Source organism: Streptomyces sp. NPDC021749, assembly GCF_040640655.1.
In the GTDB taxonomy this organism is placed as follows: Bacteria; Actinomycetota; Actinomycetes; order Streptomycetales; family Streptomycetaceae; genus Streptomyces.
Genome location: NZ_JBFACE010000013.1, coordinates 41,516 through 64,792 on the forward strand (window position 1 = coordinate 41,516; position 23,277 = coordinate 64,792).

General features: G+C 70.0%; 24 protein-coding genes. 8 read left to right on the plus strand and 16 right to left on the minus strand.

All coding sequences use genetic code 11. The features are described from left to right. Positions 1–66: 66 nt before the first annotated feature. On the minus strand, positions 67–1,272 hold the full coding sequence (locus AB0G35_RS15340; RefSeq protein ID WP_360948685.1) for an acetylhydrolase: 1,206 nt from the start codon (positions 1,270–1,272) through the stop codon (positions 67–69). A gap of 426 nt (positions 1,273–1,698) precedes the next feature. On the opposite strand from AB0G35_RS15340, the gene AB0G35_RS15345 reads away from it, so the two are divergent. Further along, positions 1,699–2,898, plus strand: coding sequence for a hypothetical protein (locus AB0G35_RS15345; RefSeq protein ID WP_360948687.1), 1,200 nt, complete (start codon positions 1,699–1,701; stop codon positions 2,896–2,898). A 268-nt stretch (positions 2,899–3,166) separates the two neighbouring features. Here the strand turns inward: AB0G35_RS15345 and AB0G35_RS15350 are convergent, their stop codons facing one another. Then, on the minus strand, positions 3,167–3,775 hold the full coding sequence (locus AB0G35_RS15350) for a TetR/AcrR family transcriptional regulator (RefSeq protein ID WP_360948689.1): 609 nt from the start codon (positions 3,773–3,775) through the stop codon (positions 3,167–3,169). A gap of 168 nt (positions 3,776–3,943) precedes the next feature. Here AB0G35_RS15350 and AB0G35_RS15355 point away from each other — a divergent pair, with 168 nt between their 5' ends. Both AB0G35_RS15355 and AB0G35_RS15360 read left to right on the plus strand, forming a co-directional pair. Beyond that, on the plus strand, positions 3,944–4,900 hold the full coding sequence (locus tag AB0G35_RS15355) for a beta-ketoacyl-ACP synthase III (RefSeq protein ID WP_360948943.1): 957 nt from the start codon (positions 3,944–3,946) through the stop codon (positions 4,898–4,900). 126 nt (positions 4,901–5,026) lie between these two features. After that, positions 5,027–5,728: a hotdog fold domain-containing protein gene (locus AB0G35_RS15360; protein ID WP_360948691.1), complete on the plus strand. Its 702-nt coding sequence runs from the start codon at positions 5,027–5,029 to the stop codon at positions 5,726–5,728. Between the two features lie 616 nt (positions 5,729–6,344). Here the strand turns inward: AB0G35_RS15360 and AB0G35_RS15365 are convergent. The 4 genes from AB0G35_RS15365 to AB0G35_RS15380 form a co-directional block, all read right to left on the minus strand. Continuing rightward, the gene (locus AB0G35_RS15365) at positions 6,345–6,710 is read right to left on the minus strand and encodes a beta/gamma crystallin-related protein (protein WP_360948693.1); all 366 of its coding nucleotides are present in this window, start codon (positions 6,708–6,710) and stop codon (positions 6,345–6,347) included. Between the two features lie 67 nt (positions 6,711–6,777). Then, positions 6,778–7,650 carry a hypothetical protein gene (locus AB0G35_RS15370; protein ID WP_360948695.1) on the minus strand — a complete coding sequence of 291 codons (873 nt, stop codon included), beginning with the start codon at positions 7,648–7,650 and terminating at the stop codon, positions 6,778–6,780. Between the two features lie 151 nt (positions 7,651–7,801). After that, on the minus strand, positions 7,802–8,170 hold the full coding sequence (locus AB0G35_RS15375; protein ID WP_360948697.1) for a peptidase inhibitor family I36 protein: 369 nt from the start codon (positions 8,168–8,170) through the stop codon (positions 7,802–7,804). 297 nt (positions 8,171–8,467) lie between these two features. Continuing rightward, positions 8,468–9,352 carry a LysR family transcriptional regulator gene (locus AB0G35_RS15380; protein WP_360948699.1) on the minus strand — a complete coding sequence of 295 codons (885 nt, stop codon included), beginning with the start codon at positions 9,350–9,352 and terminating at the stop codon, positions 8,468–8,470. A 128-nt stretch (positions 9,353–9,480) separates the two neighbouring features. Between AB0G35_RS15380 and AB0G35_RS15385 the strand changes: the two genes are divergently transcribed. Continuing rightward, positions 9,481–9,882, plus strand: a complete 402-nt coding sequence (locus AB0G35_RS15385) for a carboxymuconolactone decarboxylase family protein (RefSeq protein WP_360948701.1) — start codon at positions 9,481–9,483, stop codon at positions 9,880–9,882. 128 nt (positions 9,883–10,010) lie between these two features. Here the strand turns inward: AB0G35_RS15385 and AB0G35_RS15390 are convergent, their stop codons facing one another. The 3 genes from AB0G35_RS15390 to AB0G35_RS15400 form a co-directional block, all read right to left on the minus strand. Beyond that, positions 10,011–11,321 carry a HAMP domain-containing sensor histidine kinase gene (locus AB0G35_RS15390; protein WP_360948703.1) on the minus strand — a complete coding sequence of 437 codons (1,311 nt, stop codon included), beginning with the start codon at positions 11,319–11,321 and terminating at the stop codon, positions 10,011–10,013. A 3-nt stretch (positions 11,322–11,324) separates the two neighbouring features. Beyond that, positions 11,325–12,044 carry a hypothetical protein gene (locus tag AB0G35_RS15395; RefSeq protein WP_360948705.1) on the minus strand — a complete coding sequence of 240 codons (720 nt, stop codon included), beginning with the start codon at positions 12,042–12,044 and terminating at the stop codon, positions 11,325–11,327. Positions 12,045–12,377: 333 nt separating this feature from the next. Further along, positions 12,378–12,863 carry a DUF6194 family protein gene (locus AB0G35_RS15400; RefSeq protein ID WP_360948707.1) on the minus strand — a complete coding sequence of 162 codons (486 nt, stop codon included), beginning with the start codon at positions 12,861–12,863 and terminating at the stop codon, positions 12,378–12,380. Between the two features lie 87 nt (positions 12,864–12,950). On the opposite strand from AB0G35_RS15400, the gene AB0G35_RS15405 reads away from it, so the two are divergent. Next, the gene (locus AB0G35_RS15405; RefSeq protein WP_360948945.1) at positions 12,951–13,673 is read left to right on the plus strand and encodes a MerR family transcriptional regulator; all 723 of its coding nucleotides are present in this window, start codon (positions 12,951–12,953) and stop codon (positions 13,671–13,673) included. Here AB0G35_RS15405 and AB0G35_RS15410 read toward each other — a convergent pair. Beyond that, the gene (locus tag AB0G35_RS15410; protein WP_360948709.1) at positions 13,652–14,290 is read right to left on the minus strand and encodes an SRPBCC domain-containing protein; all 639 of its coding nucleotides are present in this window, start codon (positions 14,288–14,290) and stop codon (positions 13,652–13,654) included. The two genes, AB0G35_RS15405 and AB0G35_RS15410, sit on opposite strands and share 22 nt — an antisense overlap. 139 nt (positions 14,291–14,429) lie before the next feature. Between AB0G35_RS15410 and AB0G35_RS15415 the strand changes: the two genes are divergently transcribed. Together AB0G35_RS15415 and AB0G35_RS15420 are read left to right on the plus strand one after the other, a co-directional pair. Further along, positions 14,430–14,837, plus strand: coding sequence for a helix-turn-helix domain-containing protein (locus AB0G35_RS15415; RefSeq protein ID WP_360948711.1), 408 nt, complete (start codon positions 14,430–14,432; stop codon positions 14,835–14,837). A gap of 576 nt (positions 14,838–15,413) precedes the next feature. Then, on the plus strand, positions 15,414–16,670 hold the full coding sequence (locus AB0G35_RS15420; RefSeq protein ID WP_360948713.1) for an acyltransferase: 1,257 nt from the start codon (positions 15,414–15,416) through the stop codon (positions 16,668–16,670). 66 nt (positions 16,671–16,736) lie between these two features. Here the strand turns inward: AB0G35_RS15420 and AB0G35_RS15425 are convergent, their stop codons facing one another. Both AB0G35_RS15425 and AB0G35_RS15430 read right to left on the minus strand, forming a co-directional pair. Continuing rightward, complete coding sequence (locus AB0G35_RS15425; RefSeq protein WP_360948715.1) at positions 16,737–17,171, minus strand: ester cyclase; 435 nt, start codon at positions 17,169–17,171, stop codon at positions 16,737–16,739. A gap of 181 nt (positions 17,172–17,352) precedes the next feature. Continuing rightward, positions 17,353–17,799: an RICIN domain-containing protein gene (locus tag AB0G35_RS15430; RefSeq protein ID WP_360948717.1), complete on the minus strand. Its 447-nt coding sequence runs from the start codon at positions 17,797–17,799 to the stop codon at positions 17,353–17,355. Positions 17,800–18,743: 944 nt separating this feature from the next. On the opposite strand from AB0G35_RS15430, the gene AB0G35_RS15435 reads away from it, so the two are divergent. Continuing rightward, positions 18,744–19,490, plus strand: coding sequence for a hypothetical protein (locus tag AB0G35_RS15435; RefSeq protein WP_360948719.1), 747 nt, complete (start codon positions 18,744–18,746; stop codon positions 19,488–19,490). A gap of 21 nt (positions 19,491–19,511) precedes the next feature. On the opposite strand, the gene AB0G35_RS15440 is transcribed toward AB0G35_RS15435, so the two are convergent. The 4 genes from AB0G35_RS15440 to AB0G35_RS15455 all read right to left on the minus strand — a co-directional run bounded on the left by AB0G35_RS15440 (position 19,512) and on the right by AB0G35_RS15455 (position 23,005). Further along, entirely contained in the window at positions 19,512–20,738 is a 1,227-nt protein-coding gene (locus AB0G35_RS15440) for a cytochrome P450 (RefSeq protein WP_360948721.1), read from the minus strand. Beyond that, positions 20,735–21,931 carry an MAB_1171c family putative transporter gene (locus AB0G35_RS15445; protein WP_360948723.1) on the minus strand — a complete coding sequence of 399 codons (1,197 nt, stop codon included), beginning with the start codon at positions 21,929–21,931 and terminating at the stop codon, positions 20,735–20,737. The genes AB0G35_RS15440 and AB0G35_RS15445 overlap by 4 nt, the downstream gene beginning before the upstream one ends. Further along, positions 21,924–22,415 (minus strand): ImmA/IrrE family metallo-endopeptidase, encoded by a 492-nt coding sequence (locus AB0G35_RS15450; protein ID WP_360948724.1) that lies wholly within the window; start codon positions 22,413–22,415, stop codon positions 21,924–21,926. Before AB0G35_RS15450 ends, AB0G35_RS15445 begins: the two co-directional genes overlap by 8 nt. Before the next feature lie 80 nt (positions 22,416–22,495). Further along, on the minus strand, positions 22,496–23,005 hold the full coding sequence (locus tag AB0G35_RS15455; protein WP_360948725.1) for a helix-turn-helix domain-containing protein: 510 nt from the start codon (positions 23,003–23,005) through the stop codon (positions 22,496–22,498). Positions 23,006–23,277: the final 272 nt, after the last annotated feature.

Sequence of the window (23,277 nt, forward strand, 5' to 3'; positions counted from 1 at the left end):
CCGACCGATGGCGGGACCTCGTCACCGGACCGCGGCGCCCACGGCTGGGGCGCCGCGTCCGGCGTCTCACGGCAGGAAGGTCACCTCCGGGAACGCGCGGGACGGGCCGTCGAGCAGGTGCCCGCGTCGGTGTCGCAGGTGCCGGTCGAAGAACGCGAGCGGGTACGCCTGCTGGATGCGCACCGCCCGGGCCGGGGCGAGGGTGCCGATCCAGCGGCGAAGCTGCTCGTCGCTCATCCCCACTGCCTTAGCCAGCTGCGGGACCAGCACCTGATTGTCACCGTAGGACGAGTGGACGGCACCTTCGGCCTGGATGTTGAGCCGCCACCCGCGCAGGTGCGTCCAGAACTCTGCGACGCTGGGCTCCTGGGCCCGGGTGAACTGGGCGGTCATCATCATGAACGGCCGGTGGAGGTCCCCGGTGATGGTGGGCAGCATCGGGCCGTCGAGACTCAGCCCGGCTCGGACGCGCGGGTCGTCGAGCATGACGCGGGCGGTCGCCGTCCCACCCTTCGACCAGCCGAACATGCCTATGCGCCGCGGGTCTATCGCGCCGGTCAGGCCCTCCGGCAGCGGGCGGCCGTCGGCGCCGGGATTGCGCCCGGCGGCGAGATCCTCGACGCAGTCGAGGACGAACCGGATATCTGTGGCGAAGTCTGCCGGCCCCATCGCGTGCTGCGGGTCCTCGTCCGGGGCGAGGACCCGCCCCTCGGGGAACTCGGTGAAAGCGTCGTAGGTGTGGTCCACCGTCACCACCACGTAGCCGTGGCTGGCGAGTTCCTGCACCATGACGGTGTGGTCGGCGCGGTGGCTGTGGGCGCCGTGCGAGAACACGACGACGGGCAGCTTTCGGCCGCTCCGCCGCGCGGGGGCGCCCTGGCGGCCGGCGGTGAGCGGCGCCTGTGCGGCGTCGGCGTCGAACCCCGCGGTCGCGAGTAGCCCCCGCAGCGCGGCGGCGGACATCCACGGCGCCGGCGGGTACCGTTCGACGTCCCGGGCGGGATACCAGACGCTCGCCATCAGCTCCCGATGGCGCCCCTGCCCGGCCCCGGGATCCGGGCGGGCGGTGTCGACGAGGTGCAGCGCCACCGTGCCCACCGGGTACGGTCCGGTCGGGGCAGGCAGGGTGAGCCGCACCGGGGCCGGCGTGCCCGAGGCCGCCCGGGCCGACCCGGCGAGGCCGAGCGGTACGGCCGCGCCGACCGCCAGCGCGGCTCCCAACAGGCGACGGCGCGTCACGGTGTCTCGGCTGGTGAACGGTGTGGTGGTCACGGCCCCTCCCTGGTTCTCCTGACGAATCCGGGCTGAACTGACCGGCGCTGACTGCCCGTTAGCTGTACCCGTGGTCGCGCATCGGTGTCGTGTCGAAGGTCCGTGCGCTTGGGTGGAACACTGTCACCCGACTCAGGTGAGGAGCATCCACCCACGGGTTGCCATCCACCCCCGCCCCGTCACCCCACGGGTTTACATCCGCAGGGTGACGGTAGCCACCGCTCACTCCGGCAGCGCGCCCATGTGGCTCCCGCCTGCGGCCGGGGTGGGCCCCCAACCGTCGCCGCGGACCAGGTATCACCTGATGAAGGGGAGTGCAGCACGGTGGTCTGCGTCGTTCGATCGGCAGCACGACGCAGAGCCCTCACGCAGGCGCCGCCCCTACGATCGACTCGGCCGTCGGAGGCCGGAGGGGGCAAGGCAGGCGTGGACGAGGACGGTTCTCTGCGTGAGGTTGTCTGGGGGCGGGATCTGCCGCTGCGCTTCGCGCTCGCCAGCGAGGAGTGGGATGGGGAGCAGACGGTGTGGGCGCGGTGCGTCGACGCCGAGGGGCTGTTCCTGGACCGGGCCGCGGTCCGGGAGCGACTGACCCTCCTGGGGTGCGCGCCCACCGGTCGGCTCCTCCAGGCGGCCGAGCAGTGTGCACGGCACGCTCCCGTTCCCTTCGGTGAGTTGGACCTCAGCGTGCACGACGTGGACGCCGAGGATCCGTACACCCATGACTACGGCGCGCTCGACGACGTCGTCCTCATCGGCAGCAGGCCCAGCACGGACAGCGCGGAGGGCCCCGCGCGGCTCGACCTCGTTGTCGAGTGCGTGGTGACGGACGCGCCGCCCTTCTACCGCAAGGAGCCCGCGCGCGCGGACGTCACCCTCCTGAACGGCACCAGCGGTGCCCCGCTCGGCCGCTGTCGGCGGGTGGCCGGCCTGTACGGTGATCGGCCTGCCCCCGCCCGTCAACCCGTACGGCTCCTCGGCTGCGAGCCCTCGCCGAGCCTGCTGCGCCGGATGGTCCGTCCCCGCCACGGCGGGGGCGACCACCTGCAGCTCTGGCTCCTCGACCGGACGGGCCGGCCGACCCCGGTCCAGGAGCACATCAACGTGGAGGTCGACGAGTGCCGTCCCTCCCTGCTGGGCGGTGCGCTGATCGACGTGACCCTCAAGGGCGGTCTGTTCCGCCGGCTGCCCTCTCCGCCCACGGCCCGGCCCGTGTGGGACGCCTGGTACGAGGGTCCGCCCCGCGAACGCAACGCGTGGGCGCGGTTCCCGACCGAGGGGCGCAGCGAGTGGCTACGGTTCACGGAGGTCTGCTTGGGCCCCGGGGAGCCCGGCGCGGTGTGCGAGATGGACGGGCGGTATGCGACCGACATCCCGGGCCTGCAGTGCGCAATCGGCGAGGCGGTCGGCGGCCCGGGGTACCAATGGCACCAGTGTTGGAACGCGCTGCGCGGCTGCCAGTGCGGCGGCGAGGCCCCCCGCATGCCCTTCACGCTCGTCTGGCACGACGCGGACGTGGCCCGACAGGCCCTGGCGAGTGTCAGCGTGGACCCGGACGGCGAGCTGAGCTACTTCGAAGCGGTGGTGCCGTTCCTGGAGCGGATGGGCGTCACGGTGGTGCTGCGCTAGCTGTGCTGTCCGGGAGTGCTGCGCTAGCTCGTATCCGAGGGTAATGCGCCTAGCTCATGTCCGAGGGTGACGGGGGCAAGGGTGAGGTGGTGGTTGGCAAGGGTGAGGTGGTGGGGCCCCTTGGCTTACGTCCAACCGTCTCGTGGCCACGTCCGCAGCACTCCGAAGCGGTTGGCATCGTCGGTTGGAGCCGGTGTGCGTGCACTCGCCGGCCCCGTAGTCAGTCAGCAGCTGAGCGCGGCCAGGCGCCACGGATGTGCCCGGATCGCTACGGCTGGTCGAGGAGCCGGTTCACGGCACGGCGGGTGCGGGCGGCGGCCGTGGGGTCGGCGAAGAGTTGGATTTCCTGGTTCAGGGCCATGTAGAGGCCCGTCAGTTCGTAGACGACCTGATCCGGGTCGGTGTCCGTCGGCAGATCACCCGCCGCGACGGCGGTGCGCACTTCGGCGGCGAGGCGGTGGCGCCAGGCCCGCAGCAGGCGGGTCACGGCGTCGCGGACGAGGCCGTCGCGGGCGTCGAACTCGGTGGAGGCGGCGGTGAAGAAACAGCCGCCGGGGAAGATGTCCCGCCCGGTCTCCAGGTAGGCGATCCAGGTGTCGCGGACGGCCCGCAGGCGGGGCAGGCCCGGCTGCTCGTGGGCCACGGGCTCCCAGACCAACCGCGAGAAGGCCGCCGCGGCCCCTTGCAGGGTCGCCAGCTGGAGCGCTTCCTTGGTGCCGAAGTGCCCCAGCACCCCGGCCTTGCTCATCTTGAGGTCGGCGGCGAGTCGCCCGATGGTGAGCCCTTCGAGACCCTCGACCGAGGCGAGCGCAATGCCGCGCTCCACGATGCGTTCCCGGGTCCTACGGGCTTCGGCGCGGGAGTTGCGAGGGCTCATGGCGTCATCCTACCGAACCGGCCACCCTTTAGCGTCCGACCGATCGGTTGCTATATTCCGGAGCTCAGTCGCCGAGCCGACCCAGTCGTCGGTCGACCCAGTCGTCGGCCGACCCAGTCGCCGACTCGCCCAGTCGCCGAGCCGAGGAGATCACCTGTGCGTTCCACCGTGCCGGGAAGCCGCATCACCGCCATGGGCCACTACCAGCCGATGCGAGTCCTGACCAACGACGACCTGGCCGCCCTGGTCGACACCAGTGACGAGTGGATCCGGCGCCGTACCGGCATCGCCACCCGCCGCATCGCCGCCTCGGACGAATCGGTTACCGACATGGCCGCGGCGGCCGCCGCCAAGGCGCTCGCCGCGTCCGGGCTGGCGCCCTCCGACATCGGGCTGATCACCGTGGCAACGTGCACGGCGATCGACCGCTGTCCCTCCATCGCCGCCCAGGTCGCGGCACGCCTGGGCCTGCCTTCGCCGGTGGCCTTCGACCTCAACAACGGTTGCGCGGGCTTCTGCACCGCGCTCGCCTGCGCCGACCACACGATCCGCGCGGGCGCCGCCCGACATGCCCTGGTCGTCGGTGCCGAGAAGATGTCCGACGTCACCGACTGGACCGACCGCCGCACCTGTGTCCTGCTCGGCGACGGGGCGGGCGCCGCCGTGCTCAGCGCGACCGACGCCGCCGACGCCGTCGCCGGAATCGGTCCGGTCGTCTGGGGCTCCGACCCCACCCGAGGTGATGCTGTCCGCCTGGTCGACGACTGGCACCCGCACTTCGCCCAGGAGGGCCAGACGGTCTTCCGCTGGGCCACCGGCGAACTCCCCGCCGTCGCCCGGGAGGCCTGTGCACACGCCGGCCTGGCCCTGGCCGACCTGGCAGGCGTCGTCACCCACCAGGCCAATCTGCGCATCATCGACGCCGTCATCCGCCAACTCGACCTGCCCGAGAGCGTGGTGATCGCCCAGGACGTCGTCGAGTCCGGCAACACCTCCGCCGCGTCCGTCCCGCTCGCCCTGTCCAAGCTCACCGAACGCGGCGAGCTCTCCCCCGGCGCCCCGGTCCTGCTGCTGGCCTTCGGCGGCGGTCTGTCCTGGGCCGGACAGGTCGTCAGGTGCCCTTGATGCCGCGCACCGCGGCGAGGACACAGGAGGGCAGCACAGGAGGGCAGGGTGCACAATCAGGTCCGGCCGGAGCAGCCGGCCGGGAGATGCGGTGAGATGGGGCCCATGATGAGGACTGACGCGATCGTGGTGCCAGAACTGTACGTCGGCTATCCCGGGGTGGCCTTCGGCGGCTACGTCGCCGGCGTACTGGCGGAGCGAGCCGAGGCGAAGGCGGTACGGGTGGACTTCCGTGGGCCCGTGCCGACGGAGGTGCCCGTGCGGATCGCCGAAACCGCGGGAGGAGGCGTGGAGCTGGGCGAGACCGAGCGGCCCCTTGCCGCTGCGCGCCCCGCCGAGCTGCTGCTCGACCCGCCGGCCGCGCCCTCGTGGGACGAGGCGACGGCCGCGACCGACAGGTTCCGGGCGGCCCCGCCGTCCGGTGTGGTCGACTGCTTCGGCTGCGGTCTGCGCACGGCCGACCACGGCCTGCGCCTGCACTGCACGCCGGTGCCGGGTCGCGACCTCGTGGCCTCTGCCTGGGTCCCCTCCCCCGCTTTCGCCGGCCCGGACGGCCTCCTCCCGACCCGACTGGCCTGGGGTGCCCTGGACTGCCCGGGAAACTGGGCCGGCCGCCTGCTCGGCACCCAGCGTCCGGGCGCGGTCACCGCAGCCCTCACGGGCACGGTGCTGCGGCCGGTCGTCGCGGGTGAGCGGTACGTGGTGTACGCGTGGCTGCTGTCGGAGTCCGGCCGCAAGCACATGGTGGCCGTGGCGCTCGCCACGGCGGAGGGCGAACTGTGCGCGGTCTCCGAGGCGTTGTGGATCGATCCCAGGCCCGCGCCCTGAGCGGATCGCCGGCCATGCCCCGGCCGTGGTTCCAGCACCGCTGCCGGGAGCGGAACCACCAGTGGCGGCAACGACCAGCGGCACGAGCGATCAATGAGGGGAGCGATCAATAGGGGGAGCGAGCACCAGCGGGAGCGATCAGGCGGCGGTGCGCTCCTTCGGAAGGGCCAGGGACAGGGCCAGGGCCAACCACCGGCGCCTCGGCCCCCGTTAGCCGCATTCCAGAGGTCGGGCCAACGGGAGGTCCGGTCGGTCGTCAGGCGCGGCAGCGCAGCATCTCGAACGGGGGGTTGGCGCGGAAGTCCGTCCAGAAGTCCGCACCGAACGTGCGCACACCGGCGTCGGACACCTCCAGCGGTAGCCAGGTCGGCTCGCTGAATCCGGCCGCCCGCAGACACTTCTCGTAGACCTCGCGGCGCGGGCGGGTGGCGACGAACGAGACCGGCGGGTCGAGCAGCGCCGTGACCCGGACTCGCGGTCCGGTCTCGGCCTCCTCGCCCGTCAGCTCGCAGAGAAAGCCGTACTTGGCGGGCGCACCGGTGCGAGCGGAGGAGCAGCAGTAGGCCCTCGGCCGGTGCCCTCCCCGGCTGAGGGCCCCGGCCGTCGCGGCGCGCCGTCAGCGGAAGCGGAGGGAGCCGTGCGGCAGGCCACCGTCACCGGCGTGTGTCACGTACTTTCCCGGCGCGAGGGAGAAGGCGGCGCCGTGGTAGTTCTTGCCGGTGTAGAAGACGGCCGTGCGCTTGCCCGGATTCATGGCGGAGCCCACGTGGTACAAGCCGCGGGCTGCCAGGTTCGGCTCGGCGCGGGTGAAGGTCGTGCGCATGCCTTTGAAATTGGCGTGCTTGTACACCATGACCTTCGCCCCGCGCGTCTTGGGGACGCCGGCGTTCGCCTGGACGCCGTCGGCGGCGGCCGGCAGCGCGGCGCCGAGCGAGAGTGCGGCGACGGCGGCGCCGGTAGCGGCCATGTAACCGATACGCATGAGGTGCCCTTTCTGGTGTGGGTACGTGCAGCGGAACGTGGGGGAGGCTGGCGAGGGTTGGTCCGACTCAGCCGTCCTCGCGGTTCAGTACGCGGCGGGCGGCTGCCAGCCAGCGGTCCTTTTGGGCCTTCGCCTCGTCCAGACGGCCGGCGTTCTCCTTGATCAGGCGGCGTTGGATGCGGATCTCGGCCGCTGCCCATACCGTCATGACCTTCGTCGACCGCTGGCAGGCCACGTCGGTGCGGGCGGTGTCGCGTTCGGTCGGCGTGGGCTCGGCCGTTTCCCAACGGCGGCTGCCGGCGACCGCCAGGGGATCCTCGTAGGCGAGGCCGGCCTTCGCCATACAGGTACGCCATGAGCGCACGGCGCTGCGTACCTCGGGAGCGCGCCGGGCGGCTTCCAGCGCGGTGCCGGTCAGCTGGTTGAAGGCGTGGTAGTCGGGTGGTGCGTTGTCACCGGCGAGTTGGCGCTGGGCGGTCTTGAGGCACCCGCCCTTGCCGGAGGTCCCGTAGGCCGCGCGTCGCACCTCGGCGGGGAGAGCCTCGCGCTCGTCCCAGGCGCGGTTGCGCCGTACCACCGACGCCGGGTCGGGGCGCGGGTGGTAGCCGAAGTCAGCGGCATCTGCCTCGACGGCTCCGTAACGGCCGACGTTCGGCGGCTCGATGTCCTGGGCGCTCACCCGGGGCAGTGGCTTCCACTCCAGGCCCCGGTCGTTCATGCACCGGCGCATGAGGATGTCCTGGGCGTCTTCCACCGTGTAGGTCTCTGCCGTGGTCGAGGCATAGGCGTCCAGCGGGAGCGTCAGCTGCCCGGCCTGCCGGCTTGCGGACGGCGGTGCGGTGGGGTGCCCGGCGGGTGATTCCTGGTGCCCGGCGGTGCAGGCGGTGGTGGCCAGAAGCAGCGTGAGCGCGGTGGCGGCCCGGGCGCGGGAGCGCGACATGGTTGCCTCTCGTCGTGCGTGGCGCGGTGTGCGTGGGGCGTAGGGCGGTGTGGGGTGGCGGGCGGGACGAGTGCGGTGCCGGGTGGGGCGGGGTGCAGCCCGTGGGCCGCACCCCGCCCGTCAGCAGTCCACCGTTGACGGAACGTGCTGTTTAGCGGAACTTGATGGAGCTCACGGCGTCGCTCAGGCCACGGTGGCCGAAGTGCGCCTCCCGGTCGCCCGGCGCCAGGGAGAAGCTGGCGCCCTTGTAGTTGCCGTGCTTGTAGAAGGTGACCGTGCGGTTGCCGAAGTTCTTGGCGGAGCTGATCTTGTCGCCCCAGCCCTCGTCCCCCAGGTGCGGGCGGTTGGAGTGGAAGCTGGTGGTCGCACCGTTGTACTTGGCGTCCACGTAGACCTTGACGTGCCGGTTCGCGGCCTTGGACGCGACGGTCGCGTGGGAATCGGCGGCGGCCGGCAGCGCGGCGCCGAGCGAGAGCGCGGCAGCGGCGGCAAGTCCAACGGCTATGGGTCGAATACGCATGAGGTATTCCTTCGGCTAGTGATCACGCGTGAGGCGTGGGACGGAAGTCGTCCGTTCGGTCGGCCGCCGGGCCGTATGGGCCCGGCGGCCGGTGACGCGTCCTACGATGCCGGGCCGCCGGCAGGTTGTCGTCAGCGCTGAGTCCACACTCGTTTGGCAATGCGTCCACGCACCGCCGCCGGCCCCACCGGTACGGCTTCCCACGGTCGGGACGGAAGGGGGCCGGCGCGGAATGCGCCACCGCGCACGGCGTGACCGAGGGCGCGGCACGGGCAGCGCCCCACGCCGCGACCGGTCTCATCCGCCGATCGCCTCGGTGAGGACGGTGCGGATCCGTTCGACGAGAGGGTTGGTGTCGTCGGCCCGCCACACCAGGTGCAAGGTCGTCGAGGTCTGGGCCAGTGGCCGGGGGGTCACTCCGATGCGGCGCAGCGCACGGTGCGAATCGGCGAGCACGGCTGCGCCGAACTTGGCCGCGACCAGGGCCAGTAGGGTCTGCACGCTACGGCCTTCCGCCCCGATCTGCGGCACGATGCCGGCGCCGTGGCACAGGGCGATGATCTCGTCGTAGGAGCGCGGTGAGACGTCACGCGGCCAGATGACCAGGGGGATCTGGCCCAGTGCGGTGAGCGGGGCGGGTTCGGAGGGGTAGGCCAGCGGATGGCCGGCGGGGAGGAACAGCGTCAGCGGTTCACGCCACCACACCTGGGTGGCCAGCCGGGCATCGCGCAGCGGAAGGCGCTGGACCGCGAGGTCGTAACGCCCCTCCAGAACACCGTTCGACATCTCGGAGTCGTTGAAGCTTTCCTCCAACTGCAGTTGGACTCGCGGCAGTTCGCGCCGTACGCGCCCGAGCGCGGCACCGAGCGGTCCGTTGATGCCCGAACCGGCGAAGGTCACGACCAGTCGCCCGGTCATGCCTTGTGCGGCGAGGCGCACGTCCTTGAGAGCGGCCTCCGCCTCGGCGAGCACGGTGACCGCACGCCGGACCAGAACCCGTCCGGCCTGCGTCGGCGTCAAACCGCGCCCCTCCCTGACGAACAGCTTCGTCCCCAACTGCCGCTCCAGATCGGTCAGTTGGCGGCTGAGGGTGGGCTGCGTCAGATGCAGCCGCCGCGCCGCGGCGCTGATGCTGCCCTCTTCCGCGATCGCGACGGCGTAGCCGAGTAGCCTTAGCTCCATCCATACCTCCCAGGCATGGGAAGTATAGGCAGTAATGCCTACGGAGCAGATTTGGGCGCCGCTCAGGCGAGGCTGGACACAGCGCACCGGACGGAACCGGGACGCACACCCGACCCTGAGGAGCATCCATGAACCGCGAAGACCGCTACGCATACGGCATGAAGGTGCTGGAGGAAGTTGACGGCGAAGCGGGACAGCGCATCGTCGACTCGCTCGCGGACACCTCACCCGAGTTGGGCCACCAGGTGGTGGCATGGGCGTTCGGCGACATGTACTCCCGTCCCGAACTGGCACCTCGCGAACGGCAGTTGGTCACCCTGGGCGTGCTCACCGCGCTCGGCGGTTGCGAAATCGAGCTGCACGTGCACATCAACGCGGCGCTCAACGTCGGCCTGACGCCGACCGAGATCTCCGAGGCGCTGCTGCACTCGGCCGTCTACTGCGGCATGCCTCGGTCGATCAACGCGACACTCGTCGCCAAGAAGGTCTTCGCCGAACGTGGCCTGCTTCCCCTCACCAACCTCGGCTGACCCTGTTGGACGACGAGGACGGCAGTACTCGTGGGAACTGGCTGGCCGCACCAGAACGGCCCCCGGCCGGGTGAGCGAGCCGGGAGCCGCCGGTGCGCCGGGCATGTCGGCCGTCCCAAGGTGGTGGGCTACCGAACGCCGCCTGGAAATGACTCCGGTGACGGCGGGAGGTGGAGTTCGGCGACGGCTCCGCCGTCGGGGGCGTTGGAGAAGCGGAGGGTGGCGCCGAGGACGTGTGCCTGGCCGGCCGCGATGGTCAGGCCCAGGCCGTGACCGGTCCGCTTGCCGGCGTCGGACCCGCCCGACTGGCTCCGAAAACGCTGGGGGCCCTGGTCGAGGAGGTAGGCCGGGTAGCCGTCGCCGTGGTCCCGCACGGTGATGACGGGGGCCTCGACGGTGACCACGACGGGCGCACGGCCGTGTTTGTGGGCGTTGGCGACAAGGTTTCCCACAATGCGTTCGAGCCTGCGCCGGTCGGTCTCGACCTGGTCGTCCCCCACGACGCGGACCTCGGTCGTCGTTCCGGTGGCCCGTACCGCGCGTTCGGCCAGGGGGCCCAGTTGATGGATGTCGAGGTCGGCGCTCTCGACCTGGGCGTCGAGCCGGGAGATCTCCAGCAGATCCTCGGTCAGCCCGCGCAGCGCCTGGACGCGGTCGCGCACCATCTCGGTCGGGCGGCCGGGCGGTAGCAGCTCGGCCGCGGAGTGGAGTCCGGCGAGCGGGGTGCGCAGCTCGTGGGAGACGTCGGCGGTGAAGCGCTGTTCGCTGTGCAATCGGGCCTGAAGGCTGGCGGCCATCGCGTCGAGCGCGGTCGCCACGGCGGCGGCCTCGTCCTGGGCGCGGTCGGGACGACGGGAGCGGGGGTCGTTCACGCGGGCGTCGAGATCGCCGGTGCTGATGCGTCGGGCGACGCGGGCGGTGTGGTGCAGTCGGCGGGTGATGCGGGAGACGGAGACCAGTCCGGCCCCCAGGGTGAGGGCGATCGCGGCGGCGGAGGAGCCGATGATGGCCCCGTCCAGGCCGCGGAGTGAGGCCGCCTGTTCGCTGTAGTCCAGCCGTAGCGCGAGCACCTTTCCTCCGGTGACGGGGGTGGCCGCCCACATCACGGGGCGGCCCTGGTGCGTGGCGAGTTGGGTGCCGCGCTCGTGCCGCCGCACGGTCATCTCGCGGAGCGGAGCGGGGAGGTCCGACGGGTCCACCGACACGTTGCGGTCGAGGGGGTCCCCGGCGACGTACGCGGACGTGCTGCGGTCCAGTTCCGCCAGCGCCGTGTGGCGTGCACGGTCCTGGGTCTGCCGGTCGACCAGGACGTGCACCAGGATGCCGAGCACCGTGGCGAGCAGGCAGCACATCACGGTGATGAAGACGGCCGCCTTCCAGTAGAGCGTCGCCGTCCAGGCATGCAGCCACCGTGGCGGACGCGGCCGGAGAGTGCGCACGGCTCACCTGCCCGAAGGGGTTGCAGAGGCCGGGGCCCGCCGCCCGTAGCCCACGTCCTGGATCGTCATCACCTGGTGCCGCGCGTCCCAGACGTAGACCGTGCGGCTTTCGTAGCCGGCCGCGTCGCCGGGCTCGTGAATGACCAGCTTGTGGTCGGCGACCTCCACCGACTGCGGGGAACTGGTGGAGCCCAGGATCGAGGTCACCACCCCGTTCTTGAGCGTGTAGGCATAGATGATCAGGAGGTTGCTGCCGCTCCGAACGCCGACGATCAGCTCGTCCTTCCCGTCGCCGGTCAGATCGTGGTACTCGGGGGCCTTCACCGGACAGGAGCCGGTGCCCGGCCTGTCGGCACAGGAGCGGATCTTGCGTTCCTCGCCCTCCTCGAAGACCGGCTGGTCGCGGCGCTTGTCCGCGTCGATCTGCGCCAGGAGGACGGACCCCGCGGACACCTTCCTGATGTCCCCGGACGGCACCCGCGGCACCGCGGTCAGCGGCTGCGGTCTCTCCTCCCCTCCCGTGGCCGGCGGGGCCGCCGGCGCGGGCTTGCTACCGGGCCACAGTTGTGCCGGGCCGGTAACGGGAGCCGCATGCCCCGCGCTCTTGGGCGCACCGTCCTGCGCACACCCGCCCAGCAACACCGCCGTGCCCGCCGCCACGCCCGCCAGGGCCACCGCCCGTCCGACGGGATGGCGCGAGCGCAGGCCACGGACATGGGGCACGGCGCCCCTCGGAGAAGGACCGGAAGGCGCAGGGGCTGGGTTGTGAGGAGTCAAACGTTCTCTCCGCGTGGCTCTGCGACGGTCCGACAAGTCCGGAAACGGTAACTCATCGGTCGCACCGCAGGTCGTGTGCCCCGTCACACCAGATGGCCGGGACAACGCCCTGCGGTTCGCCACACGGCCGTGCTGGACGACGGCTGCGGCAGCCTGCTCTGATCCGGAGCGCCCCGTACGAGTAGGCCCGGTGCGAGTAAGCCCCGTGCGGGTGGTCCCGGCGCGGCGACCGGTTGTGAGCTGCCCGTCACGCGGTCCAGGGCCCACGGCTCGGTCGCGTCATCGCGCCGTGCGCTCCGAAGATCCGGCGCGCCGTTCATAGCGTGAGCGTGCGCGGTGGTAGGCCGCGGACAGCAGCTCATGGGTGGCCGCTTCGGTACGCGGGCCCGGGTTCACCACCGCAAGCCAGCCGACGGTGCCGTAGACGGGGTGGGCGAGCACGGTGTCGGCGGTGCCGGGGTCGGCCTCGGTGGTGGCCGGTTCGCGGGGCGCGTGACCGGTCCACCGGATGAACTCTTCTTTTCCTGCGGCGATGTTCACGCGGAAGGTGTCGGGGCGGTCCAGACGTGATGCCTCGTCGCCGGGGTAGTTCTTGGTCACGACCGTCGCGAACGGTTGGGTCGTTGTCGGGGTGACGCCATCAGGTGCGTAGTAGAAGAACGTGTCGCCCCAGCCGACTTCCGGTGAGCCGTCACCGGGTGCCGGCCTGAGGGTCAGGACGCCTTCGAGGCCGTCCACGAAACTGATGATCTCATCCATGGTCATGTGCTCTAGCGTTGCATTGAAGTGCTTGTGGAGGCTTTGAGGCTGAGGTGGAGGGGCTTCGCGATGTCAGGTCTCAAATCGGGGGGTATGCGCCCGGCCGATGTCGCGCGGCGTGCCGGGTACTCGGTTCAGCAGGTGCGCAATCTTGAGCGGGACGGGGTGCTTCCGTCGGCGACGCGCACCGCGACCGGCTACCGGATCTACCAAGAGATACATCTGCGGTCCGCGCTGGCCTACCGGGCCCTGGCAGCGGGAGTGGGTCCGACCGAGGCCAAGAAGATCGTCAGGGCCGTCCACCGGTTCCCCGCCTCGCAGACGGCGCTTGCCCTTCTCGACGCGGCGCACGCCCGGCTCCACGCGGAGCGCACGGAACTCAGTCAGGCCAAGGAGGCCGCCCAGGCAATCTCCGGCGAACCGATCGACGACGTTCGTGCATCGGACTCGATGACCATCTCCGAGCTCGCCACCGCCCTGGGCGTGCGGCCCTCGACGTTGCGGCACTGGGATGCGGAGGGCCTCGTGGTCCCCGAGCGCGACCCCGTACGAGGAACACGGCGGTACGCCCCGGCCCAGGTGCGGGATGCGCGGATCGTTCATCAACTGCGTAAGGCCGGTTACCGCATCGCGCCCCTTCGGACCCTCATGCCGGAGCTGCGGTGCGCCCGCCGGTCGGAGGACGTCGCCTCCGCGCTGGCTGCCCGGGACGCCGGCATCGCGGCTCGCTCCCAAGCCCTCCTCGACGGCGCGGCCGCACTCAGTGCCGTGCTCGCACTGGCCGCCTCAGCACCTCAAGAGCCGTTGGTCAGGTAGCCGGTGGCCCTTTCGTCCAAGTGCGAGGGGCCGGCATCCGCACCATGCTCATTCCCTCCGGGAAGCTCGCCGTCCTGGCCGGTGGCGGTCAAGGCTGACGCGAGGCCGTTCAGCCGCAGGCGGGTGGCTCCGCGCAGGTGGGGGAAGTCGTGTTCGGGCTCTGCGGAAGGGGTGAGGAAGGCTGCTTGCTCGGTCCACTTCAGGTGGGTGCCGTCGGCCTCTGTGCGCAGTTCGACGGTCACCAGCGAGCTCCAGCGCGGCACGTCGTCCACGCAGGAGGTGTAGGCGTACACGATCCTCGCCCCGGAAGTGATGTCGAGGTATCGGGATGCGTACGCGAGCCGTTCCGGCGGTGCGCCGGGGACCGTGAAGACACTGGACGCCGTCTCGCCGCCGTTCACGGTGAATTCGTGGTGGTACGCCTCTTGGCGGCCCGGCATTTTGAACCACCGGCGCCGGACCGGAGTGTCGGCGAAGGCCTCGAACACCGCGCTCGCAGGCGCGGGCAGGTGGATGTCGACCGTGAAGGTCTCGTGCCGCACCTTCGGCACCGCGCCGCTGACCGGTGCGTCAGTGGCGGTGTCCGGTGCGGTGGTTCCGGCGGCGTTGGCGGTCATGTTTCCTCGCGTGACGTTGCGGCGGATCGGGCGAGCGCCCATTGGTTACCGTTCGTATGTAAGGGGGTGCGGTCGCTGCGATCAAGGCCTCGCCCTTACGCACTTCGAAGTCAGCTACGCACGGGGAGGGAACAGTCGGATGGATGCCGCATTGCGGTCCCAGTTGGCGGCCGCCGGGGTCGGCCCGGAGTGCGCGGCGACCATCGCGCTCGTGCGCGACGTGCTCGCCCGGGTCGGAGACAAGTGGACCGTTCTGGTCGTCACCACGCTCGCCGACGGGCCGCTGCGCTTCACGGCCCTGCACGAGCGGATTGCCGGGGTGTCCCAGCGGATGCTGAGCCAGACACTCCGCTCGCTGACCCGCGACGGACTGATCACGCGGACGGCCTATGCGGAGGTACCGCCCCGCGTCGAATACGAGCTCACCCCGCTGGGGCGATCACTGAGTGACACCGTGACACACATGGTGCGTTGGGTGCAGGAACACCAGGTGGAGATCATCCAGAGCCGTGCGGTCTTCGACGGAGCGGATCCTGCGGCACGGTGAAGGGGCGGTCAACACCGCCGTTCTCTCAGCCAGTTGGGCCGTCGGGGCTCACGCCCCTCCTTCACGACGCTTCGGGTGAGGGTGGACTTCGGCGCACCCGTCTCGATCGCGCCGCAGTAGGTCTCAGCGGGCGCCCGCCACTTCATCCGCTTCTTCCGCTTCTTCCGCGACCGACTGCGCAACGCCGGGTGATCAGCCAGGCCCGGCGATCACGCACCTTGACGTCGGTTGCGAGCGCCGCGGTCCGCGACGCCGTCGGCGAGGACGGGCCGGGAAAGCCGGTCGCCGCGAGGGAGAAATGCGGTGCCCTGACTGAACCGAAGGCCGGGGCCGCCCGTCTTCCCGCACGAAGCCGGAAACCTACCGCCATCTGGCGGAACCCACGCCCGTGCCCGCACCGGCAAGCGCCACACCACCTGCCGACGATTCCTGATGTTCCCGCACCAGCTCACGTGTCGCTGTGCGCCGCCTCCTACCGCACAGCATCACCGATGTTTGCAACGATCGAAGAGACAGTTTCCTCACTCGCCCACGGGGAGCGAGGACGACGCCCCGGGAAGAATGAGGAATCGCGGTATGCGCCTGGTCGCGCCTGACGGTCCGGCACCTTCGGAATCGGCACTCGGGCGCCCCAGACTTTATGTGCTCGACGGGCTGCGGTTCATGGCAGCGCTGATGGTCCTCGGCTACCACTACCTCACCCTTCGCGACGGGTGGGGCGACGATCCGCAGGCGTTCTCGCCGGGGCTCTACCACCTCGCCCAGTTCGGCTGGCTGGGCGTCGAGGTGTTCTTCCTGATCAGTGGATTCGTCATCTGCATGAGCGCATGGGGACGCACCCTGGGCGATTTCGTGAAGTCCCGGGTTTCGCGCCTCTACCCCGCGTACTGGGTCGCCGTGATCCTGACGGCGTCCGTCCTCACGTTGTGGCCGTGCGTGCGCAGTGCCGACAGTCTGGAGACGGTGCTGACCAATCTCACCATGCTGCAGCAGGGCGTGGGAGTGTCCGATCTCGACGACGTCTACTGGTCGTTGTTCGTCGAGTTGAAGTTCTACTTGCTCTTCGCCCTCGTCGTCTACAAGGGCGTCACCTACCGCAGGTGCGTACTGTTCTGCGGTCTGTGGACGGTCGCCGGCGTGGTCGCCTACAAGGCCGACACCAGCTTCCTCTCGGTATGGGCCGTCGCGCCGTACTCCCCCTATTTCATCGCGGGTATTGCCTTCTACCTGATGCACCGTTTCCGACCCACCATGCTGCTGTGGGCGATCGTCACGGTCGAATTCCTGCTGGCCCAGCACTATGTAAAAGGTCGTGTGGTGATGAACCTCGGGGACAAGGCCGCGACCGCACATGACTGGCCGGCCCGCATCGGGGTGGTGATGGCATTCCTCCTCATGGCGGTCATCGCACTCGGGCTGTTCGACGGAGTGCGGTGGCGCTGGCTGAGCCGGGCCGGATCGTTGACGTATCCCCTGTATCTGCTGCACATGTACATCGGCTTTACGCTCATCGCCCTGCTGCGGCACCGTCTGCCCGCTCCCGTACTGCTCCTGTCGATCATCGCCCTCATGCTGGTGCTCTCGTACGCCGTCAACCGGTGGGTGGAGCGTCATGTGGGGGTCTGGCTACGCAACGGGATCGACAAGGGTTTGCAGGAAATGCGTCGCGGATCCCGGGAGGGGCCGAGCCCAGGCCGCCCCGGGGCGGCCTGGGCCCCGAGGCGCCAGCGCGTCACCCCCACCGATGAGGGTGACGGGGAGAAGAGCCTCGCCCGTGCGGAGCGGGTCGACCGCGCGGAGAAGGAGAGTGACCGGGTGGGGACACTCTCCTGACGGCGGCCGTGTCGGGGTGGCGCAGCCGTCCTCAGTCGCGGTGGCCCCGGAGCCTGCGGCGCCTCGTCAGGACGGGAGGGCGCCGAGCTGGCGCAGCTGCGCGAGGACGTCGACGACGCCCCGGATCTCGGCGATCCGCCCGTCGACGAAGCGGAAGATGAAGATCTCGTTGTAGGTGACGGTCTTCCCCGTGGGCGGCAGGCCCTGGTACTCCCCCAGATGTGTTCCGGTCACCGTGTTCCTGGAGACGACCTTGTCGCCCTCCGTGATCGTCTCCTCAATATTGACCCGGATGTCGGGGAATGCGCGCAGGAGCACTTCCCACACCCGCTTCAGGGCCTCCGCTCCCGTGTCGCCCATCGGTACCGGTGCGTGGAAGAGCAGGTCCGGTGCGACGAACTCGTCGATGGCCTTCGCCACGACCTCCGGTTCGCCGCTGTTCATGGCGGAGTGAAAGCGATGGAGCGTCGCTGTGTGGGTCGTTGTCCCGGCTGCCGACATGCGGTCTCTCCTCTGCTCTGTGTCTTCTGCTCTGTGTCTTCGTGGCGTGCTGGACGCCTTTCAGCAGGAGGACGGCACAGCCACCGGGAATGTGACACAGCGCGCGGACGGCGGTCCGGAGCCGGGGCATCGGAGACGCCGCCACCGAGGGCGCGAGCCGGCGGTCCGACGCCCCGGAGGGCTACCGGAGCTTCCAGCGTTGGGACTTTCCCCCGGTGCACCGGGCAGTGGAGACGCGGTCGTTCGCCATCCGCGCGAGGCAGCGGTGGCTCACACCGTTCCTGATCAGCCTGGGGTCCGTTTCGTCGATTTGCCACAGAGCTGCCTTGTCAGCGGCGGCACAGGGTTTCATGGTCAGTCGGTTGTTGCGGAGCGTGAGGCACAGTCCGGTTGCCACCTGCCGTAGCGCGGTGTACTCGTAGTCGTCGTCCCAGTGCCACCGCTGGTACGCGGTGCGGTTGCAGTAGAAGACGTACGGCCCGTAGTCGGCCCGGAAGTCCAGGCACGGCTTGCCCGTGGATTGATTGCGGAAACCTGTGGTGCGCGGAGTCGCGCTCGCCGGTGTACTGCTCAGGCCCACCATGAGCACGACGCCCGTCCCCACGGCGGCCAGCCTTTTCAAGAGCATGAGTCCCCCTCTGCTCGATGCCTTCCGCCGAGATGCTAACGAGAACTGTTCTCGACGGGCCCGGAACGGGTGTACCTCCACATCTCCCCCTCAACCACCACGCCCGCCCCCGTACCGGAATCATCGACACCAACCGGACCCCTGCTGTTCCGCAGAAGACAGCTCTAGACGCCCGCCTCCTTGTACGCCTGCGCCAGCCGGTCGGCCATCGCCGTCTGGTCCCGTAGACCAGTTCCGCCATCCGCAGCCCCTCGGACCAGGCAACCGGCCCCAACCTGCCGACAGTCAGCGGCCGTTCTACCGCGTCGCCCCCAGCAGTGCACCTCCATACGGACGGACCCGTCGACTATGACAGGGCCCACTGACACTCGCCGGTGACGCCTGACGTACAGTCAACTTCCGTCCACTTCGGGGCAAGGCGTGGTGGCGGCGCCCCCGGAGTCGGGGGCCAGGAAACGTCGTAGAGTGCGGTCATGTTCGTCGTCGACTTCGTGTGACGCTGCCGGTGCAGGGCTCACAGCGGTCGTGGTCCCCCTCTCCGAGTGGGTCGAGATCCCGCCACGATGATGCAATTCATTGCACCCCTCCAGCAGCAAGTTGCACCGCGATGCATGTGTGCCTATCGTCTCGCCGCAGAGGCCTTCGTAAGCGGGCCAGAGGGGGTTGACCATTGATCGTCATCGCTCGTGCCGTTGCTCCATCCACCGGTGAGACACCGTGCCGTCCCGCGCCAAGGGGCCGGCATGGGAACTGATCGGAACGGCTCTCTCTCCAGAAGCTCACACCAGCGGCTCCCCTTCCTCGTGGCCCCCGCGCACCGGCTGGCCGGCGAGACGCTCCACGTGCTCCTTCCCCCTGCCGGCGGTAGAACGGCAGCCGGCCCCCCACGCGTACCGTTCCGCCTGGGAGGGGCCTGGCAAGCCGGAGACAGCCTCTACACCCAGGTGCAGGACGACTTCACCGGCCGTTTCGCGGTGTTCGCCACCCGCGCCTCCGGCCATGTGGAGCGGGTGACGGGCTACTCCTGGGACATCACCCCCGTCTGGCGCCAGCTCACCGGGCCGAGCGCCCCGCGAGACGCCTGGTCCCAGCTGCGCTTCGAGCACGCCGTGCACCATTTCGCGGCCATGGAAGACCTCGCGGGCGAGGACGCGGAGACCTGCGGGTACCCGGTGGAGGGGCCCCTCTCCGTACCGCAGGCCGACGGTGGCGCGGATCGCCCTTCCCTCCTGCGGCCGTCGATCGGGGCCCCGGACCCGCTCGAAGATCTCTGGGAGGAGTCGGCACTGAGCGGAGGCAGTGTCCAACACGTGGCTGAGGGAGTCGAGTTGCTGTACTCCCGGGTTGCCCGCTTCATGGACGGTCAGCAGGTTCCACCGTTACACGAGCGTCCGCACGCGCAGCAGCAGGACAGTGCCCTGTCCTCCCAGCTGCTGCGGGCGTACGACACCTACAGCAGCGCACTGTCGCTGCAGTGCGCACAGCAGGCCGCCTGGTTCGGTGCATGGGCGTACGGGATCGCCGAGGAGTTGGTCTGGCGCAGCCGACTCGGGCAGGCCCGCAAGGATGCCGAACGGATCATTCGTCGATCCATGCAGTACCTGTCGTACGAGAACCTCGGCCTGTCCGCGACCGCGGTGGCCTGTACGGGGTTCAGCTCCGTGTGCGACGAGTCGCCGGACTTCTGGTGACGGCCGCTGCGGTGGCTCCGCTCAGTGCCGTGCGGGGACGCCATCGCTCCGTCCGGTGCGGATAGGCAGTTGCCTGAGCGCGTGTGACCTGAACGAGGCGCGCCACTGCAACGTCTCCGCGGGCACGGCGAGCTGCAGGTCGGGGAACCGTCGCAGGAGGGTTTCCAGGGCGGTACCGATCTCCAGCCGGGCCAGGGCGGCTCCCAGGCAGTAGTGGAGTCCATGGCCCAGGGCGAGGTGTGTCGCGTCCGCGCGGCGGATGTCGAAGCGGTCCGGTGCCGGATAGCGGTCCGGGTCGCGGTTGGCGGAGGCGAGACAGAGCAGCACGGTGTCGCCGCAGGGGATGGGTACGCCGCCGATCTCGATCACCTCGGTGGGGAAACGGCGGATGGCCATCTGGTTGGGGTGGGCGAAGCGGAGGATCTCCTCGACCGCCCCGGGCATCAGGTCCGGCCGGGAGCGCAGCAGCTCCAGTTGGTCGGGGTGCCGAAGCAGCGTCAACAGGCCGCTGCTGATGAGGTGTTGGGCGTTCTCGCTGCCGGCCATGAGGATGAGGAAGGCCAGCGACACCAGCTCGTCCTCGCTGAGCCGGTCGCCGTCGTCGCGGGCGTCGATCAGTGCGGAGAGCAGATCGTCGCCGGGGTGTGCGCGCCGGGTGGTGATGAGGTCGAGCAGGAAGTGGTGGATGCGGTCGATGGATTCGGCGGTGTGGCCCGGGTGTTGGGGGGCGAACATGGCGCTGACCCATGCGGAGAACGGGCGGCGGTCGGCGTGCGGGACGTCCAGCAGGTCGCCGATGACGACGAGGGGCAGCGGGTTGGCGAACTCGCTGACCAGGTCGGCCTGGCCCAACGCGGCGAGGTGGTCGGCCAGGTCTTCCGCGGCGGCGGTCACCCGGTCCCGCAGCCGTTCGACCTGACGTGGGGTGAAGCCCTTGGAGACCAGTCGGCGCAGGCGCAGATGGTCGTCCGGGTCGATGTTGAGGAGGTTGCGGTCCAGGGCGTCCGGCAGGGAGAAGCCCTGGTAGCCGGTGGTGGAGTGGGCCTTGTTCACCGACAGCCGTGGATCGGTGAGGGCCGCCCGCACGTCGCGTTCACGGGTGACGAGCCAGACGGCGGAGCTGTCGGGGAGCGCGATCCGGTGCACCGGGCCCTCGGCCCGCAGCCGTGCGTACACGGGATACGGATCGTTGAAGAATTCCTGGTCGAACGGCTGGTGGAGCGCCGGCGTCGGGGCCTGCTGGGTCACGTGTTCTCCTGGGCGGACGGGCTGGTCAGGGACTCGGTCTCGGCGACCACGGCGGCCACGATGGGGGACGTCCTGAACGCCTGGGCCATTTTGCGTTGGAAAGCGAGTTCCGCGGCCAGGTCCTGCGGCTCCGCCACCCGCGGCGAGAGGGCGTGCGGGACCGGCTGACGTTGTGCGGCCCGGGCCTGCAGGGCGGCCTTGAGCTGGGCGGCTTCGATCGTGGCCGCCAGGTCGGTCTCGGTCAGGCCGGCTGCGCGGGCGCGTTCCTCCGCAGCCCCGGCGACGGCGGCGGGAGTCCAGGTGCGAAGGGCCCATTGGGCATCGCGGATCTCGACCAGCCGGCGGTAGAGCCGGGTGCGCAGGTCCGTGTCGGGCTCCAGGTGCAGGACCGGTTCCGGTACCTGTCCGGTGACCGCCCGGTGCAGCGGTGCCAGGTCGGCGAAAGCCCGGCGGTCGTCGATGCGCTGCCAGACATCGCTGAGGTGACGGCCCCAGTCCGGGAGCACCCAGCCCAGTGTCTTGGTGATGGTGGCGATCGTCACGGCGATCTGGGCGACCGGCTCCCATGCGTGACCGGTCACGCCGAACTGTGCGGCAACGATGTCCGCCGTGCGGCAGCCGGTGTAGATGAGCGCGAACGGCAGGGTGGCGGCGATGAGATACAGACCGCGGCGCATCCAGGGATGCGGGGCGATCTTCGCGTAGCGCCAGCCCAGCACCCCGACGTCCACCTGGTTCGCCGCATAGGCCAGCAGATAGATGGCGAGGTAGGCCGGGTAGTACTGGGCACTGTCGATGGCGAAGTCGTCGGGCCTCTCGCCTCGGCTGGTGGCCGCGACGAAGAGGCCCACCATGCCGGCCAGGACCAGTGCGAGCGCGACCAGGCGCGGTCGTGCCTTGCGCCAGGCAGCGGAGGCCTCGTGACTCAGGTGCAGCAGGACGACCTGCTGGCAGGCAGTCAGCAGGATGACGCAGCTCTGCGTGAGCAGGCCGGAGAAGTTGACGACGCCGACGGCCTTGCTGGTGGCCGCCCAGACCACGGGGGTGGAGACGGTGTACGTGACGAACAGGAAGAAGAAATTGCCGACGAGGGCGACCTGGGTGACAGAGCGGTCGGTGCGCAGCACGCGAAGCTTGTAGAGCAGCGCCAGGCAGGCTATCGCGGCGCACAGGGGGTAGAGAACGCTATTCATTGCTCCCTCGGAAGGCGGGGTTGTCCAACGCACTGAGCCGGGCGACGAGCTCTTGCATGTCAGGGGGAACCGGCCGGACGTGCTCCGTTGTCCAGGTGCCGATGCGGCGGCCGATCAGGGTGCCGATGTACTCGGCCTCCACTTCGGCCGATGACTGTGAGTGCTCCCGTCCGAGCGTCCGCCGGATCAGGTCGGGGTCCAGCGAGGGTAGGAGGAGCCGGGACGCCTCGGGGGTGAGCACGGGGGTGGCTTCGTGGTCGCAGATGAGGTGCCCCAGTTCGTGGAGGATCACCTGCTGCTGGTGGATCGGCGCGAGGCGCTGCTCGTAGATGACGTACTCCGCCCCTGCCGCGGAGACCCACAGGCCGTCCGGGCTTCCCAGAGGCAGCGGGAAGGGCATGAGCTGGATGGGCCGTTGGGAGAGCTGACTGAGGTGATCGCACAACGCGTCGATCGACAGTTTCTTGCGGCTGGGCAGCCCCAAGGCATCGACCCGTCGCTCGCACTGCTCACGCAGCCATACCGCCTGCGGATCTGTGCCTCTGCGTCGCCAGCGCATCACTATCACGGCTGAGTGTCGTCAGGGGAGTCTTTCCCGGGCAGGTCCTCAAGGGTTGCGCGGGCAGCCTCGGCAGTGGTGACCAGATGCGTGATGAGGTGGCTCAGCTCGTTCAGGGAGGAGGCCGCCGGCGGTCCCGAAGGCGCCGCCGACTGCCGCAGGGCCACGCTCTCGATGCGTTGGGTGCGCATCTTCTTCAGCCATTCCAGTTCCGAGTTGACCTGCTCGAAGACCTGATCGTCCAAGAAGTAGCCGACTCGGGAAATCCCGAGACTGTGAGCCACTTTGACCAACGTCTCGACGGTCAGGTTCGTCCCGTCCACGGACTCGGCCGACGCCAGGGTCCGCTTGGAGACCCCGGCGCGTTCCGCCAACCCCGCCAAGGTGAAAGGACCTTCGGGATGCTGCTGGCGGATGTACCGGAGCTTGCGGGCAATGGCGGTCTTCGCGTCATGCACGGCCCCGTCGAGCCCCGCCGACGCACCTGATGAATTGGCGAACTCTTGGTGATCCAACCTTTGTCCCCCTCCGACAACACCTCCGCTACAGGGTGACACGTACCGACGGTGTCCCACGCAGCGGGCATCGAGCCACCCCTGGAGGAGCGACGGCGGAAGATCGTGCATGAATCGACGCTGCTTGCTGCGCGTGAGCGCACGCTGGTGGACCGCTTCAGGTCATGCCCTGTCTACGGTTTGACGGAAAGCCAGCTGTCGGGTGGCCGAATCCCTCTTCGATCCACGGCGCGACGTCGCTGACCACCCAAGCCAACGACTGACGTGTACGA

Excerpts from the sequence above, each read along its gene's own strand:
- AB0G35_RS15410 (WP_360948709.1), bottom strand. The coding sequence starts at position 14,290 with ATGACCGCCAACGCCGCCGGAACCACCGCACCGGACACCGCCACTGAC.
- AB0G35_RS15400 (WP_360948707.1), bottom strand. The coding sequence starts at position 12,863 with ATGACCATGGATGAGATCATCAGTTTCGTGGACGGCCTCGAAGGCGTC.
- AB0G35_RS15420 (WP_360948713.1), top strand. The coding sequence starts at position 15,414 with ATGCGCCTGGTCGCGCCTGACGGTCCGGCACCTTCGGAATCGGCACTC.
- AB0G35_RS15370 (WP_360948695.1), bottom strand. The coding sequence starts at position 7,650 with ATGTCGCGCTCCCGCGCCCGGGCCGCCACCGCGCTCACGCTGCTTCTG.
- AB0G35_RS15385 (WP_360948701.1), top strand. The coding sequence starts at position 9,481 with ATGAACCGCGAAGACCGCTACGCATACGGCATGAAGGTGCTGGAGGAA.
- AB0G35_RS15425 (WP_360948715.1), bottom strand. The coding sequence starts at position 17,171 with ATGTCGGCAGCCGGGACAACGACCCACACAGCGACGCTCCATCGCTTT.
- AB0G35_RS15375 (WP_360948697.1), bottom strand. The coding sequence starts at position 8,170 with ATGCGTATTCGACCCATAGCCGTTGGACTTGCCGCCGCTGCCGCGCTC.
- AB0G35_RS15380 (WP_360948699.1), bottom strand. The coding sequence starts at position 9,352 with ATGGAGCTAAGGCTACTCGGCTACGCCGTCGCGATCGCGGAAGAGGGC.
- AB0G35_RS15350 (WP_360948689.1), bottom strand. The coding sequence starts at position 3,775 with ATGAGCCCTCGCAACTCCCGCGCCGAAGCCCGTAGGACCCGGGAACGC.
- AB0G35_RS15445 (WP_360948723.1), bottom strand. The coding sequence starts at position 21,931 with ATGAATAGCGTTCTCTACCCCCTGTGCGCCGCGATAGCCTGCCTGGCG.
- AB0G35_RS15415 (WP_360948711.1), top strand. The coding sequence starts at position 14,430 with ATGGATGCCGCATTGCGGTCCCAGTTGGCGGCCGCCGGGGTCGGCCCG.
- AB0G35_RS15430 (WP_360948717.1), bottom strand. The coding sequence starts at position 17,799 with ATGCTCTTGAAAAGGCTGGCCGCCGTGGGGACGGGCGTCGTGCTCATG.
- AB0G35_RS15405 (WP_360948945.1), top strand. The coding sequence starts at position 12,951 with ATGCGCCCGGCCGATGTCGCGCGGCGTGCCGGGTACTCGGTTCAGCAG.
- AB0G35_RS15365 (WP_360948693.1), bottom strand. The coding sequence starts at position 6,710 with ATGCGTATCGGTTACATGGCCGCTACCGGCGCCGCCGTCGCCGCACTC.